General features: G+C 48.4%; 17 protein-coding genes. 16 read left to right on the forward strand and 1 reads right to left on the reverse strand.

All coding sequences use genetic code 11. From position 1 onward, the window contains the following. Positions 1–18 precede the first annotated feature (18 nt). From KNO75_RS02880 to KNO75_RS02920, 9 genes are all read left to right on the forward strand, one after another. A complete protein-coding gene (locus KNO75_RS02880) occupies positions 19–1,293 on the forward strand; it encodes a tetratricopeptide repeat protein (RefSeq protein ID WP_214819697.1) in 1,275 nt (424 codons plus the stop codon). Between the two features lie 23 nt (positions 1,294–1,316). Then, a complete protein-coding gene (locus KNO75_RS02885; RefSeq protein WP_214793970.1) occupies positions 1,317–1,850 on the forward strand; it encodes a ReoY family proteolytic degradation factor in 534 nt (177 codons plus the stop codon). A gap of 160 nt (positions 1,851–2,010) precedes the next feature. Beyond that, positions 2,011–2,451 (forward strand): DUF2487 family protein, encoded by a 441-nt coding sequence (locus tag KNO75_RS02890; RefSeq protein WP_214788617.1) that lies wholly within the window; start codon positions 2,011–2,013, stop codon positions 2,449–2,451. A gap of 110 nt (positions 2,452–2,561) precedes the next feature. Further along, positions 2,562–3,062, forward strand: coding sequence for a QcrA and Rieske domain-containing protein (locus KNO75_RS02895; RefSeq protein ID WP_074034622.1), 501 nt, complete (start codon positions 2,562–2,564; stop codon positions 3,060–3,062). A 19-nt stretch (positions 3,063–3,081) separates the two neighbouring features. Next, complete coding sequence (gene qcrB / locus KNO75_RS02900; RefSeq protein WP_026826162.1) at positions 3,082–3,753, forward strand: menaquinol-cytochrome c reductase cytochrome b subunit; 672 nt, start codon at positions 3,082–3,084, stop codon at positions 3,751–3,753. A 33-nt stretch (positions 3,754–3,786) separates the two neighbouring features. Continuing rightward, complete coding sequence (locus KNO75_RS02905) at positions 3,787–4,581, forward strand: menaquinol-cytochrome c reductase cytochrome b/c subunit (protein ID WP_214788615.1); 795 nt, start codon at positions 3,787–3,789, stop codon at positions 4,579–4,581. A gap of 88 nt (positions 4,582–4,669) precedes the next feature. Next, positions 4,670–5,287 carry a DUF1405 domain-containing protein gene (locus KNO75_RS02910; RefSeq protein ID WP_214819699.1) on the forward strand — a complete coding sequence of 206 codons (618 nt, stop codon included), beginning with the start codon at positions 4,670–4,672 and terminating at the stop codon, positions 5,285–5,287. Between the two features lie 38 nt (positions 5,288–5,325). Then, positions 5,326–6,009, forward strand: coding sequence for a zinc metallopeptidase (locus tag KNO75_RS02915; protein ID WP_214745364.1), 684 nt, complete (start codon positions 5,326–5,328; stop codon positions 6,007–6,009). A 59-nt stretch (positions 6,010–6,068) separates the two neighbouring features. Then, positions 6,069–6,527 (forward strand): GreA/GreB family elongation factor, encoded by a 459-nt coding sequence (locus KNO75_RS02920; protein WP_214819701.1) that lies wholly within the window; start codon positions 6,069–6,071, stop codon positions 6,525–6,527. Between the two features lie 39 nt (positions 6,528–6,566). Here the strand turns inward: KNO75_RS02920 and KNO75_RS02925 are convergent, their stop codons facing one another. Further along, positions 6,567–7,442 (reverse strand): YitT family protein, encoded by an 876-nt coding sequence (locus KNO75_RS02925; protein ID WP_214788607.1) that lies wholly within the window; start codon positions 7,440–7,442, stop codon positions 6,567–6,569. Between the two features lie 112 nt (positions 7,443–7,554). Between KNO75_RS02925 and bshB1 the strand changes: the two genes are divergently transcribed. The 7 genes from bshB1 to panD all read left to right on the forward strand — a co-directional run bounded on the left by bshB1 (position 7,555) and on the right by panD (position 13,704). Further along, positions 7,555–8,238 (forward strand): bacillithiol biosynthesis deacetylase BshB1, encoded by a 684-nt coding sequence (gene bshB1, locus KNO75_RS02930; RefSeq protein ID WP_214819703.1) that lies wholly within the window; start codon positions 7,555–7,557, stop codon positions 8,236–8,238. Next, positions 8,235–9,356: an N-acetyl-alpha-D-glucosaminyl L-malate synthase BshA gene (gene bshA / locus KNO75_RS02935; RefSeq protein ID WP_214819705.1), complete on the forward strand. Its 1,122-nt coding sequence runs from the start codon at positions 8,235–8,237 to the stop codon at positions 9,354–9,356. The genes bshB1 and bshA overlap by 4 nt, the downstream gene beginning before the upstream one ends. Further along, positions 9,353–10,492 (forward strand): CCA tRNA nucleotidyltransferase, encoded by a 1,140-nt coding sequence (locus tag KNO75_RS02940; protein ID WP_214819707.1) that lies wholly within the window; start codon positions 9,353–9,355, stop codon positions 10,490–10,492. Before bshA ends, KNO75_RS02940 begins: the two co-directional genes overlap by 4 nt. Continuing rightward, positions 10,465–11,427 (forward strand): biotin--[acetyl-CoA-carboxylase] ligase, encoded by a 963-nt coding sequence (locus KNO75_RS02945; RefSeq protein WP_214819709.1) that lies wholly within the window; start codon positions 10,465–10,467, stop codon positions 11,425–11,427. The genes KNO75_RS02940 and KNO75_RS02945 overlap by 28 nt, the downstream gene beginning before the upstream one ends. A 224-nt stretch (positions 11,428–11,651) precedes the next feature. Continuing rightward, positions 11,652–12,485, forward strand: a complete 834-nt coding sequence (panB, locus tag KNO75_RS02950) for a 3-methyl-2-oxobutanoate hydroxymethyltransferase (RefSeq protein WP_214793951.1) — start codon at positions 11,652–11,654, stop codon at positions 12,483–12,485. Then, positions 12,485–13,315 carry a pantoate--beta-alanine ligase gene (panC, locus tag KNO75_RS02955; RefSeq protein WP_214788590.1) on the forward strand — a complete coding sequence of 277 codons (831 nt, stop codon included), beginning with the start codon at positions 12,485–12,487 and terminating at the stop codon, positions 13,313–13,315. The genes panB and panC overlap by 1 nt, the downstream gene beginning before the upstream one ends. A gap of 5 nt (positions 13,316–13,320) precedes the next feature. Then, positions 13,321–13,704 (forward strand): aspartate 1-decarboxylase, encoded by a 384-nt coding sequence (gene panD / locus KNO75_RS02960; RefSeq protein ID WP_015881490.1) that lies wholly within the window; start codon positions 13,321–13,323, stop codon positions 13,702–13,704. The last annotated feature ends 54 nt before the right edge of the window (positions 13,705–13,758 follow it).

Consider the following 13,758-nt stretch of genomic DNA (forward strand, 5'->3'; position numbering starts at 1 on the left):
AGGCCAGGAGGACGAAACATGCTAGATGAAGCAGCACTAACACATATAATCGAGATGCTTGAATCAGGAGAGACTGAACATGCTCTTGCGCATATAGAAGAACTTGAAAAAGAAGGGTCCGATGACGATCGCCTCGCAATCGCCGACTTGTATTTAGAACTTGGTCTTGCCGACCGTGCGACCGACGTCCTATCAAAATTATACGTCGACTACGAAGGGGACCCGAACGTCGCTCTCTCACTCGCGGAGGCATATTTAGACAGTGACCGCGAAGAAGAGGCGATTGCAGTGTTAGAGAAGATCAAGTCAGATGACGCCGAGACGCAAGTGAGAAGTCTCGTCTTGTTAGCAGATTTGTATCAATCTCAAGGGCTCGATGAAGTAGCCGTGAAAAAACTGATGGAAGCACTTGAAAAGAACCCGGACGAACCGTTACTCATTTACGGGTTAGCGGAATTGTATGCATCGACTGGTTCGTTTGAACAAGCCATTCCGCTTTATGCGCGACTTCCGAAAATGAAATTACCGGCTGAAATTGATTACCAAGCGGATTATGCGGAAGCACTCACGATGGTCGGATCATTCGAAGAGGCGCTTGAAGAGTATGAAAAAGCAACACATCGCGATTTAAATACTGTCTTTGGACATGCCATGACAGCTCACCGGATCGGGCGAGAGGAAGTCGCTATCAAGCAATTTAAAGAGCTTCAGGCAATGGACCCGGACTTTACGTCGCTCTATCTCCCGTACACCGAAGCATTAGACGCGCTTGGACAGACGGAAGAAGCGCTTGAAATCGTAGACCAAGGAATCACGCGCGACGACTATAATGACGAACTTCGTCACGTCAAAGCGAAATTGCTCCTCAAACTCGGAAACCGTGAAGGGGCCATTAAAGAGCTTCGGGAAGCACTCGTTTTGAATCCGGAATCGCTACAAGCGACAGAATTGATCTTATCGATTTTATTCGAAGCAGGAGAAATCGATGACGTCCTCGAAACAATAGATGCACTTGAAGATCATGCGACATCGCCGCTTATGACTTGGTACAAGGCGAAAGCGAAATATGAGCTTGAAGAATATGAAGAAGCAGTCAGTTTGTATGCCTCGATTGAGCCGATGATGAAAGAGGACGTGTCATTTGTGACAGAATGGGCTACACTGTTGATAGAGGAAGGTCGTAGACAAGACGCGCGACGTGTGGTCGAGCAATCGCTTGCATTGGTGGTCGACCTTGAAGATCGCCAAGTGCTCGAAGACCAGCTCGAACAATTGTCTGATGACGTAGAATGATAAAGGGAAGGGAATGAGGTCAGATGGTCGAGCGGAAACGGAATTTTTTGAAGCGATTTGTCGCTCATCATACACTTCGGAAACGTGAAGCAAAGTGGATTCTTGACTATTGGTTGAGACATCCCGATAAGCTTGGCAACGTTCATTTCGTCACGAACGCCTCGGTCTCGCCGCGAAGTCTTGTAATGACGGCGTACGGATTTGACGGTGAACCGTTTCGATATCGACGGGGAGACCTTGTGACCATGAATCCTGAGAAGGCTTATCACGACATCCGTCTGCACGATGGGCCGATCTATGTGGAATTGAACTTCCAGGGCATGATGATTGACGAGAACTGGATCGATATCGTGGAACAGAATCCGTTTGAGCCGGTGGCAGAAGTGAAGGATGAAGTTTCTTCCTCTGCCCAGACGGTCATTCAAGCCTCGGTTGCCCAATTTGAAGAGGAGCGACTATTGATTGAAATCGATAAAGCACTCGATCGCCGAGACGAAAATCTATTTCGCAATTTGACGAGTCAGCTTCACCAAGTACGGGCATCTAAATTATTTTGAAAAAAACAAGCGCTTCCGTTCCGGTAGGCGCTTGTTTTTTGGTATATTAATAACGTAGGAATACACAATTATTTCACAGTTCGTTCATAAGTTTGAAACGTGAACGAAGTCATGTACGATACAATAGACATGATGAGATCAGTTGGAGAGGAGGGAAAAGATGAGGTTCGATAGTCAAGGGGCACTACGCTCGATTGCCGAACGACAATACGTCGATACGCTCATCGTTCCGCTCGCAGAATTGGCGTTTGGTGAGGATATGGTTCGTAAAGCCGAAAGCTATGAAGTCATTCATGCCGTTACGGTCGAGACAGAACGTCAATTATCTGGTCGAACGATGCTCAGCCCGACAATCAGTTACACCGATGTGGAAGCTGGTGTAGAATTAGCGAAAGATGTAGTGGAAAAAGCGGAAACATCCGGATTTTCTCACGTTTTGTTCATTGCATCAGACGTCCGTTTTAAGCCGTATGAATTGCCAATTTTGTTCGTGCCGCCGTTAGCGCTAGGAGCGATGACGAGCGATCAGGCGCATACGATGGTACAAAATTTTGCGACACAAGTTATCACGGAACTTTCGAGCCGTTGGATGGCGACATGAAGCGGTTGACGTAGAGGTTTTATTGATATACTATTTTGTTGAGTGAGAAATTTTTGTGAAGAATGCATAAAGAATTATGGGGTTATGCACACGAATGAGGGGGGAACGAAATGGCTCAAAATGGGTCAAAAGTCACGCGCCGTCAGTTCTTAACGTACACACTGACTGGAGTAGGTGGCTTTATGGCGGCAACATTGATCAGTCCGATGGTCAACTTTGCGATCGATCCGGTTTTGAAAAAATCTGGAGCAGGCGACAAAGTAAAAGTAATGAGTCTTGATGACATCACGACTGAGCCGCAACGTGTCGACTTTAAGAAACAAACACAAGATGCTTGGTACGAATTTGAAGAAACACTTTCAGCATGGGTATACAAAACAGAAAGTGGCGAAATCATCGCACTTTCTCCGATTTGTACACACCTTGGCTGCCAGGTAGCTTTTGCTGGTGATCCGACTCGTCCACAAGAATTCTTCTGTCCATGTCACTTAGGACGTTATGAAAAAGATGGAACGAACATTCCAGGTACACCACCAACTGCACCACTTGCACGTTATGAAAAAGAAGAAAAAGACGGCTTCCTATATTTAGGTAGTCCAGTCGCTCAGTAATGAGAGGGGGAACTAGCCGATGTTACAAAAAATTTATGATTGGGTCGATGAACGCGTAGACATCACACCGCTCTGGCGCGATATCGCAGACCATGAAGTACCGGAACACGTCAACCCTGCTCATCACTTCTCTGCATTTGTCTATTGTTTTGGCGGTTTGACATTCTTTACGATCGTCATTCAAATCCTTTCTGGGATGTTCTTGACGATGTACTATGTACCAGATATCATCAACGCGCACGCGTCGGTGTACTATTTACAAAATGAAATTGCACACGGACAAATCGTTCGTGGGATGCACCACTGGGGCGCATCCGTTGCCATCGTCATGTTATTCTTACATACGCTCCGCGTGTTCTTCACGGGATCGTATAAGAAGCCACGTGAGCTTAACTGGGTCGTCGGTGTTCTCTTGTTCTTCGTCGTCTTGGCGCTTGGACTTACAGGATACTTGCTTCCTTGGGACATGAAAGCGTTGTTCGCAACGAAAGTTACGCTTCAAATTGCTGAAAGTGTACCGGTCATCGGTGGTATTGCGAAGACACTTCTCGCCGGTGGTGAGATTGTCGGGGCGAGCACACTCGCACGATTCTTCGCGATTCACGTCTTCTTCTTACCGGCGGCATTGTTCGGATTATTAGGGGCCCACTTCTTGATGATTCGTAAACAAGGTATTTCTGGACCGCTATAAGCCGATTCGAGGAGAAAAAGGAGGAGAAACGATATGCATCGCGGTAAAGGGATGAAATTTGTAACCGACTCTCGAGTAGGAATCTCGAATCGGAAACAAAACATTGCAAAAGACTATTCAGAATATCCAGGGCGCACAGAAGCGTTTTGGCCAAACTTCTTGCTTAAAGAGTGGATGGTAGGTTCGGTCTTCTTGATCGGATTCATCGCTTTGACGATTGTCGAGGCACCACCGCTTCAAAATATCGCCGATCCAACGAACACGTCATACATTCCATTACCGGACTGGTATTTCTTGTTCTTGTATCAGTTACTCAAATATCAATTCGCTGCTGGAGACTGGATCTTACTCGGTACAGTCATTATTCCAGGTTTGGCGTTCACGGCACTTCTCATCGCACCTTGGCTTGACCAAGGTCTCGAGCGTCGCCCTGCGAAACGACCAGTCGCCATTAGTTTCATGATGCTCGGTATTCTTTCAGTCTTCTACTTGACTTGGGAATCTGTTCAAACGACACACTGGGATCAAGTTCATGCACAAGGTGAACTTCAAATTCCAGGTGAAGGTCCTGAAATTGATACAGCTGCACCAGGATATGAGATTTATTCGGCTCAATCATGTGTGAACTGTCACGGTCAAAACTTAGAAGGTGGAGCAGCTGCTCCTGCCTTGGTCGGTACGACGTACACGGCTGAAGAGATTGCAGATATTGCTGTAAACGGGATTGGGACGATGCCTGCTGGTCAGTGGGACGGCTCACCTGAAGATTTACAAGTATTATCTGAGTTCATCGCTTCATATGGTGAAGGCGGCGAAAATAACGAGTAAGCCATAAAGTGTAGCCTGAGAAACCAGGCTACACTTTTTTACTTATTTGTTCGTATTGAGATAAACTGAAGAAAAAAGGATGGAGACAATGAACCCGACGTTTTTAAAACCTTTCTTGATGCATCGAATCGTACTGACTCTTTTATTTGTCATCAACTTAGGAGGTACGATTTACGGCTATATTTGGTATGAACCTCAACTACGGGATACACCTTATGTATATTGGCCATTCGTTCCGGACAGCCCAACGGCATCCCTCTTCTTTACGATTGTGCTCGGGCTATGGATTGCGAACAAACGCTCTCCGCTGTTTGAGACGCTTGCGTTCATTACGTTGATCAAATATGGGGTATGGGCCGTCATCATGAATATCATGTTTTTAGGGACGTTACCGACTGATGCACCGACCCTCACCGTCTTAATGGCGGTCATGTTGATGGTCTCCCACGGAGCAATGGCGCTTCAGGCACTCATCTATGCACCGTTTATGAAATGGACAGTTACATCGTTTGTCTGCTCGCTCATTTGGGTAATTCATAATGACGTGGTCGATTACGTGCTCGGTCAATGGCCGCGCTATCCGTCACTCGCAGAACATATTATGTGGATCGGCTACGGCTCGTTTTGGTTAACGGGATTATGTTTTTTTATGGGATATGCGTTCGTCCTACGCCCTTCGCTTGAAAATAAGTTCATAAGAATGTAAAATCAAATTATCAAATACACGCAGAGGTGAAATAGAAAATGTCATTAGGTGGCTATATTTTCTATCTTGCACTGATTATGCTCATCCCTTTATGGGCCCAGATGCGAGTGAAAAGCACGTACAAACAGTTCTTAAAACAACCGCTTCAAAGCGGTGTCACAGGCGCACAAGTCGCTGACTTCATCATGAAACAGAACGGTGTTCACAATGTACGAATCGAAATGGTCGATGGACTCATGAGCGACCACTATGACCCAGTCAATAAAGTCGTTCGTCTGTCTCGTGAAGTATATCAAGGATCGACGATTTCATCGGCTGCGATTGCAGCTCACGAGATTGGTCACGTCATTCAAGATGCGACTGACTACAAGATGATGCGCGTTCGTCATAGTCTCGTTCCAGTCGTTAACATTACGTCGAACTTGTCGTTCCCGTTATTGCTCGGAGGCTTCTTGTTCGGCGCACTCGGGTTGGCACAACTCGGTGTCATCATGATGCTCGGTGCGGTCGTATTCCAATTGATTACGCTACCGGTCGAGTTCGATGCTTCGAAACGGGCGATGGCACAGTTGACGTCACACGGAATCGTGACGGCGACAGAAGAGTCAGGTGCACGTAAAGTATTGAATGCCGCAGCATGGACATATGTGGCTGCGACGCTCGTTGCCGTTGCCGAACTCATTCGTTTGGCACTCATCGTCTTCATGCCACGAGAAGAATAGAACGAAATCCCGTCAACCGGCGGGATTTTTTGATTTGTTGAGAGAGGGAGATGTTGTCCATGAAGCCACAATTGACAGCGATGGGTCATGATCAAGTGAAAAATAGGCTCGCGACGTTAAAGCATGCCCGGACGGTTGCACGTGAACGCATGCGGACGGCGCGAAAGTTTTGTGATTTCCGAGAAGATGTCACCTATGCCGAAGCGGTACGTGACTATGAGCGGATGGAGGCGGATATTTTAGAACTTGAACGCCTGCTTGACGACGCAACGATCGTCGAACCCAAACAAACGGACGTCGTGTCATTCGGAAACAAGGTCGTCATTCGGGAACGAAACGACGAGGAGACGGAGAGCTATCGAATCGTAAGTGAGGCCGAGGCGGACTTAGGACAAGGGAGTATTTCAAGCTCATCGCCACTCGGTCGCAATTTGATTGGTGCTACAGTTGGTCAAATCGTACACGTCGAATCGCCCGAAGGTACGCTGGCATTCGAAGTACTTAGCATTGAAGCATAAAAAATCGCCTCGTTCATCATATGAACGGGCGATTTTTGTTTACTTCAACGGAATCCGATTCTCATCGAACGTGAACCCTTCTCCGCCAACTTCATAGACGTGGTGGAACGTGACAAATGCGTGCGGATCGATCTGTTTGACGATCGTCTTCAAACGGTTCACTTCATTTCGTCCGACGACGACGTACAATACTTCAAGGTCACGATTCGAGTAGCCACCTTTGGCAAGCAACCTTGTCGTGCCGCGGTTCATCGTCGCGTGAATCCCATCAGCGATGGCGGTCCGGTGGTCACTGATGATCATCGCGGCTTTACCGGCATACGTTCCTTCTTGCATCGAGTCAATGACACGTGCCCCGATATATACAGCGAGAAGTGTATACATCGCCTCACGGTAATCGAGATACGTCAAACTAAGGACGATGACAAAGAAGTCGAAGATGAGAAACGTCTTTCCGATTGACCAACCGATATACCGTTGGACGAGACGCGCGATAATGTCGACGCCACCGGTCGTCCCGCCATTGTTGAAGATGATGCCGAGTCCGACCCCGATAAAGAGACCGGCGAATAAACTGGCGAGCACCATATCATCCGTCAGGTCGATGACGAGCGTAGAATATTTAGCGATGAGTGCATACCAAAGTGAGAATGAGAACGTCCCGATGAGTGTATAGATAAACGTCGTTCGACCTAGCAACTTGTAACTCATGAAAAAGAGCGGGATGTTTAACGCCAAGTTCGTAATGGAAGGCGAGATATCAAAGAGACCCCGAAGAATCAAGGTGATTCCGGTGAATCCACCTTCAGCCAAATTGTTTTGGACGTTGAAGTGATAAACGCCGAATGCAAAAATAAAAGAACCTATTAAAATGAATATGATATTTCGAACACGAATCGGTAATTGTACCGTCATCAGGTTCACCTCCCCTTAGATAGATTACTCGAAAAACAGTTCGATTGACTACCCTGAACATATGACATTCAGAAACGAGTCGGCTATACTTTTCAAAGAAGAGGTGATGTAGATGAAAGTAGTAGCCATCGGGGCACATCCAGATGATATCGAAATCGGGATTGCAGGGATGACCGCCCAATGGACAAAAGAGAAGATTGAGGTCGTTTACGTCGATTTGACGAGAGCGGAGCTATCTTCGAATGGTGATGTAGAAACACGACAACGAGAAGCAAGTGCGGCAGATGCTGTGCTCGGTGTCCGTCGCATAAATCTCGGCTTTAAAGACCGGGGGATAGATGGAAGCGCAGAGCAGCTCGAGGCGATTGTTTCGTTGATTCGTCGTGAACGTCCGACACACTTGATCTATCCATATGAGGTCGACCGTCATCCAGATCATGCAGCTTGTGCGTACTTGGTGACAGAGGCGCTGTTCAACGCCGGTATCCGAAAATATTTACCGGAGCTTCCGGCATATCGACCGGAAAGTGTGTACCAATATATGATCAATGCGCACGTCGAGCCAGACGTATGTGTCGATATTAGCAAGACAATTGAAGTGAAGACTCAGGCGCTGCAATGTTATGCGAGTCAATTCACGCCTGTTGACGGGGTGAAAACGCCACTCACAGACGCTTATGTAGAACGGGTGGTCGCCCGTGAACGACATTTCGGAAGTTTGATTGGCGTCTCCTATGCGGAAGGTTTGAAGCGAGTGCGACCGTATGTCGTGAAACAGGCAGGTGATCTCACATGACGTATCGGATTGGAATTCTTTGTTATCCATCGGTCGGAGGCTCAGGGATTTTAGCGACGGAACTCGGGATGAAGCTTGCAGACCGCGGACATGACGTCCACTTCATCACGAGTAGTATGCCGTTCCGTTTAAACGCCTACCACCCGAATATCACGTTCCACCAAGTCGAAATCAATCAATATTCAGTCTTTCGCTATCCGCCATACGATATGACGCTATCGGCGAAAATCGCGAGTGTCATCCAATCGTTCGGACTTGATGTCATTCATGCGCATTACGCGGTCCCACATGCTGTATGTGCTGCGCTTGGTCGGGAGATGGCCGGTGTGAAGACACCGATCGTCTCGACGTTACATGGGACCGACATCACGGTGCTCGGTGAGGATGAGGAATTGAAACCGGCGATTCTTTATGGCTTGCGCCAATCGAATGCCATCACGGCCGTCTCACATAGTTTGAAACGGGAGACAGAGGAGCGAATCGCAGGCGATTTACCGATTCAAGTGATTCACAACTTTATCGATGAGTCGGTCTATACACCTCAGATCGACCCGACACTGCGTGAAAGATACGGTCTGACGGAAGATGACCGAGTCGTCATCCACATTTCAAACTTCCGTCCCGTCAAACGTGTCGACCTTGTCCTTGAGGCGTTCGACAAGATGGAGGTACCACATAAAAAACTGTTACTCGTCGGAGATGGTCCTCTCATGGGTGCGATGCGTCGTCTCGTGACAGAGATGGGACTTGAAGACGACGTCATCTTTGCCGGGAAACAAGAGCAAGTCGCCGCACTCCTCTCCATTAGTGACGTTCATGTCCTATTGTCAGACAAAGAGGCGTTCGGTCTCGTCGCACTTGAGGCGATGGCGACGGGTGTCCCATCGGTCGTCAGTGACGCAGGCGGCTTACCGGAAGTCATCACGGACGGCGAGGACGGCTTTGTCGTTCCGCGAGGTGAGGCGACAGTCGCCGCTCTGGCGATGCAACGCATACTGACAGATACGGTACTTCAAGAGCGATTCAGACAAAATGGACTCGAAAAATCGAAGCGTTTCGCTTCGCAAGACATTGTGACACAATATGAGCGCTTGTATGAACAGGTGGTGACTTCATGACAGAGTGGGAGTATGCAAAACAAATCATCGAGACAATCGAACAACATGGCGGTGAGGCGTACATCGTCGGTGGGGCCGTTCGGGACTATGTGCTTGGAAGTTTGCCCGACGATATCGACTTGGCGACTTCTCTGTTTCCGGAGGAAGTGATGGCACTGTTCCCGAAATCGGTCCCGACCGGTATCGAGCATGGAACGGTCACGGTCATCATTGACCATCACCCGTTTGAAGTGACGACATTTCGTTCGGAAGGGTCGTATTCAGATTCAAGACGTCCGGACCATGTCGCACTCGGGGTGACACTCGAAGAGGACATGTTGCGTCGCGACTTTACGATGAACGCGATGGCGTTCCATGATGGTCAAGTCGTGGATTTATTTGGGGGTCAGCATGATTTAGAGGAACGGGTCATCCGGACGGTCGGGAGTCCTTTCGAACGGTTCGGTGAGGATGCCCTTCGGATCATGCGTGCCCTCCGTTTCATGTCTCAGCTCGATTTTACCTTACATGAGGAATTGCGCGACGCGGCGAGTGCGCTTAGCCATAAGCTCGAACAGATTGCGATGGAACGCATCGCGATCGAGTTTGAAAAGCTGTTGACCGGACCTGCCTACCGAAAAGCGTTAGCCGAGATGGTCGAGCTCGGGATCCATCGTCATTTACCGAACGTGACGACCGAATTGATGCAGCGGGTGCAACAAGATGAGCGGACTCCCGTGAACGCAGTCAGTGGCTGGGCTCTCTTCTTATATCATGCGAAAGATGAGACGTGGCTACTGCCATGGAAACGATCGAACGCGATCAAGCGGGAGGCTCGGGCGCTCGCCGAACTCTGTGAGACGGGGCTCGATGTGATGACGGTCTACATGACGGATGAAGACACGCTCTCGACTTATTTTAAAATGAATGGTGAAAAGGACCGCAGTCGAGAACTGAAACGATTGCTCCCGATCCAATCTCGTCAAGAACTGAAATTCAATGGCCGGGATGCCCTTGAACTCGGGGCGAGAGGAGAGGCAATCAAGCACCTGTTGCTCGATCTCGAACGACGTGTCATTTCACAAGACATTCCGAATCATGAGACTGTATTGAAAGAGGAGGCGAGAAGATGGCTTCAACGCGCGGGCGTGTCCTGACACTGTTACAAAATGGGGAAGTATGGAGCGGACAAGAATTGGCGCGCCAATTGAATATTTCACGTACCGCTATTTGGAAACATATCGAAACCCTTAAGCAAGACGGGTACGCGATTCATACCATTCCCCGTAAAGGATATCAACTGATCGAACAGAGCGACCGGTTGGATGAACCAGCTTTCGTCTCATTCCGAAAAGGCCGATTCGGTCAAACTGTGCATGCATATGAGCAGATTGATACGACACAACGAATCGCCCATGAGCTAGCTCAACAACATGTACCAGAAGGGACACTCGTCATCAGTGAGGAACAGACTGCAGGACGGGGACAACTCGGGCGACATTGGTATAACCCGAAACAAGTCAATATTGCGGCGAGTATCATCCTGAGACCCGATTTGCCAATTCGTGACGCGTCGAAACTGACTTTGATGGCAGCGAGCGCCTTCGCAAGAGCGCTTAATCATCGACACCTTGATGTCACGATTAAATGGCCAAACGACTTATTATTGAATGGAAAGAAAATCGGCGGTATTTTGACAGAAATGCAGACGGAAGGCGACCGTATCCAAGCTGTCATCTTAGGGTTCGGCGTGAACGTCAATGGCGAGGCGGTTCCGCAAGAGTTGGCACATCGAGCCACCTCCCTTTACCTAGAGACCGGTAAAAGATACCGTCGAAGTGAACTATTGGCTGAATTGCTAGCTGAACTTGAAATCGAATACGATCGATTCCTCGAAGCGGGGTTTGACCCGATTCGAGTAAATTGGATGCGTCATGCCGCCTATTTGAATGAAACGATCACGTTGAACGCTTCTCGTGCGTCGCGATCTGGTGTCATGCGAGGGATATCCGAAGAGGGCGCGTTGCTTCTTGAGGCAGATGGAAAGATCGAAACGATTTACTCTGCTGAGATTGCAGTGTGGAATGATTGATGAAAGCGAGACCATCGACTATACTTAATGTGTCGGACGCTATCATTTGTTGAAGTGTACCGCACTTGCAGACTGTCACAATCAGTTGTCTGCCTTGATCATTTTGACAGGGACAGAAGGACACTACTCATGAAAACCATGAACTTGTTTTTCGTGCGCCTTCTTGCCATTCGTGTAAGAAGGCGTTTATTCTTTCCTGTCTCCACGTTTAGGAGGAGAAACAGATGCACACGATGACTTCATTATTGAAAAAGATGAACGAGCAGGAAAAGCTCGTCATGTTGACGGCGTATGATTATCCGTCAGCGAAGCTGGCAGAAGCGGCAGGTGTCGATTTGATTCTGGTCGGCGATTCCCTTGGGATGGTCGTTCTTGGGTATGATTCGACAATCCCAGTGACGACGGAAGATATGCTTCACCACTCGAAAGCTGTACGCCGTGGGGCGAAAAACACGTTCGTCGTAGTGGATATGCCATTTGCGACATACCATGGTGATTTTGATCGGACGCTCCAGGCAGCGTCCCGTCTATTCCAAGAAGGACATGCGGATGCCATTAAACTAGAAGGTGCCGGCGAAGTCTTACAGACGATTGAACGTCTGACTCAGGTGGGAATGCCGTGCGTCGCCCATCTAGGGTTGACTCCGCAATCGGTCGGTGTATTAGAAGGGTACAAGGTACAAGGGAAGTCGCTAGAGGCAGCTGAAACACTACTTCAAGACAGCTTGGCTGCCGAGCGAGCGGGTGCGAAGATGCTCGTCCTCGAGTGTGTCCCTCACCAGTTAGCAAAACGAATCGCAGAAGAGTTGACAATCCCAGTCATCGGGATCGGTGCCGGGGCGGAAGTCGACGGACAAGTACTCGTCTATCACGACGTATTGAGGTACGGGGTAGACCGCTTACCTAAATTTGTTCAAGCATATGCGGATGTGAATGAAGTGGCGACAGAGGCTATCCGTTCTTATGTGGAAGAGACAAAAACTGGTCAATTTCCGCTTGAACGTCATACGTTCACGATGGATGAATCATTACTCGATTCGCTGTATGGAGGAAAATGATGAAGATTGTATCAACCGTTGAAGAGTTGCGCCACACGCTTCCGACGAACCAAACAGTTGGCTTCGTTCCCACGATGGGATATTTGCATGAAGGACATATGAGTCTCGTCGAGAACGCACGACGTGAAAATGACTTCGTTGTCATGAGTATCTTTGTCAATCCGACTCAGTTCGGCCCGAACGAAGACCTCGATCGGTATCCTCGAGATTTTGAACGAGATGAAAAGTTGGCTCGGGAAGCCGGTGTCGACCTTCTGTTCTATCCGACAACGGAGACGATGTATCCGCTTGATATGGCACGCGTCACTGTTCGCCAAGGCGCGGACGTGTTATGTGGGGCAAGTCGTCCCGGCCATTTTGATGGTGTGTTGACAATCGTCTCTAAATTATTTAACCTTGTTCAACCGACACGTGCTTATTTCGGTCTGAAAGATGCCCAGCAAGTGGCGCTGATCGAAGGATACGTCCGAGACTATTTTGTTCCGGTCGACATTCGACGCTGCCCGATTATTCGTGAGGAGACAGGATTAGCCAAGTCTTCTCGAAACGTGTATTTGTCAGATGTTGAAAAAGAAGAAGCGAGTCAAATCTTTAAAGCGTTGACGGTAGCAAGAGAAGCGCTTGAGTCAGGTCACAAGATTGAGGAAGTGAAACGACAATTGACCGAACGATTAGACGGGATTCCAAACAGTCAAATCGATTATGTCGAACTCGTGGACTATCCAACGCTCGGTGTTGCCTCAAGCGATTCGAATGAAATATTGATAGCGGTGGCCGTTCAATTCGAACGAGCCCGATTGATTGATAATGTGATTTGGAAGAAGGGATGAATCCAATGATTCGTACATTTATGCACGCGAAGCTTCATAAAGCTACAGTGACAGAAGCAAACTTACACTACGTCGGTTCGATCACAATCGATGAGGACTTGATGGATGCGGTAGGCATCATGGAAAACGAGCATGTGCACATCACGAACAACCATAACGGTGCTCGCATCGAGACGTACGTCATTAAAGGGGAACGTGGATCAGGTGTGATTTGTTTAAACGGTGCCGCAGCACGTCATTTCCAGGTCGGTGATGTTGTCATCATCATGGCGTACGGTCAAATGACAGCGGAAGAAGCGAAAACGCATCGTCCGAAAGTAGCCGTATTGAATGAGCAAAACGAGGTCGATCAACTTCTTTACGAAGAGATCGCCCATACGATTTTATAAAGTATTGTGGGGATGTCGACAAAGGCATCCCCGTTTTTTCGTCGTTCGTTCTAT

It is taken from the genome of Exiguobacterium sp. s35, assembly GCF_018617535.1.
In the GTDB taxonomy this organism is placed as follows: Bacteria; Bacillota; Bacilli; order Exiguobacteriales; family Exiguobacteriaceae; genus Exiguobacterium; species Exiguobacterium aestuarii.

Excerpts from the sequence above, each read along its gene's own strand:
- KNO75_RS02945 (WP_214819709.1), top strand. The coding sequence starts at position 10,465 with ATGGCTTCAACGCGCGGGCGTGTCCTGACACTGTTACAAAATGGGGAA.
- panD (WP_015881490.1), top strand. The coding sequence starts at position 13,321 with ATGATTCGTACATTTATGCACGCGAAGCTTCATAAAGCTACAGTGACA.
- KNO75_RS02920 (WP_214819701.1), top strand. The coding sequence starts at position 6,069 with ATGAAGCCACAATTGACAGCGATGGGTCATGATCAAGTGAAAAATAGG.
- KNO75_RS02895 (WP_074034622.1), top strand. The coding sequence starts at position 2,562 with ATGGCTCAAAATGGGTCAAAAGTCACGCGCCGTCAGTTCTTAACGTAC.
- KNO75_RS02885 (WP_214793970.1), top strand. The coding sequence starts at position 1,317 with ATGGTCGAGCGGAAACGGAATTTTTTGAAGCGATTTGTCGCTCATCAT.
- KNO75_RS02915 (WP_214745364.1), top strand. The coding sequence starts at position 5,326 with ATGTCATTAGGTGGCTATATTTTCTATCTTGCACTGATTATGCTCATC.
- KNO75_RS02910 (WP_214819699.1), top strand. The coding sequence starts at position 4,670 with ATGAACCCGACGTTTTTAAAACCTTTCTTGATGCATCGAATCGTACTG.
- panC (WP_214788590.1), top strand. The coding sequence starts at position 12,485 with ATGAAGATTGTATCAACCGTTGAAGAGTTGCGCCACACGCTTCCGACG.
- bshA (WP_214819705.1), top strand. The coding sequence starts at position 8,235 with ATGACGTATCGGATTGGAATTCTTTGTTATCCATCGGTCGGAGGCTCA.
- KNO75_RS02905 (WP_214788615.1), top strand. The coding sequence starts at position 3,787 with ATGCATCGCGGTAAAGGGATGAAATTTGTAACCGACTCTCGAGTAGGA.
- KNO75_RS02925 (WP_214788607.1), bottom strand. The coding sequence starts at position 7,442 with ATGACGGTACAATTACCGATTCGTGTTCGAAATATCATATTCATTTTA.
- KNO75_RS02880 (WP_214819697.1), top strand. The coding sequence starts at position 19 with ATGCTAGATGAAGCAGCACTAACACATATAATCGAGATGCTTGAATCA.
- KNO75_RS02890 (WP_214788617.1), top strand. The coding sequence starts at position 2,011 with ATGAGGTTCGATAGTCAAGGGGCACTACGCTCGATTGCCGAACGACAA.
- KNO75_RS02940 (WP_214819707.1), top strand. The coding sequence starts at position 9,353 with ATGACAGAGTGGGAGTATGCAAAACAAATCATCGAGACAATCGAACAA.
- panB (WP_214793951.1), top strand. The coding sequence starts at position 11,652 with ATGCACACGATGACTTCATTATTGAAAAAGATGAACGAGCAGGAAAAG.
- qcrB (WP_026826162.1), top strand. The coding sequence starts at position 3,082 with ATGTTACAAAAAATTTATGATTGGGTCGATGAACGCGTAGACATCACA.
- bshB1 (WP_214819703.1), top strand. The coding sequence starts at position 7,555 with ATGAAAGTAGTAGCCATCGGGGCACATCCAGATGATATCGAAATCGGG.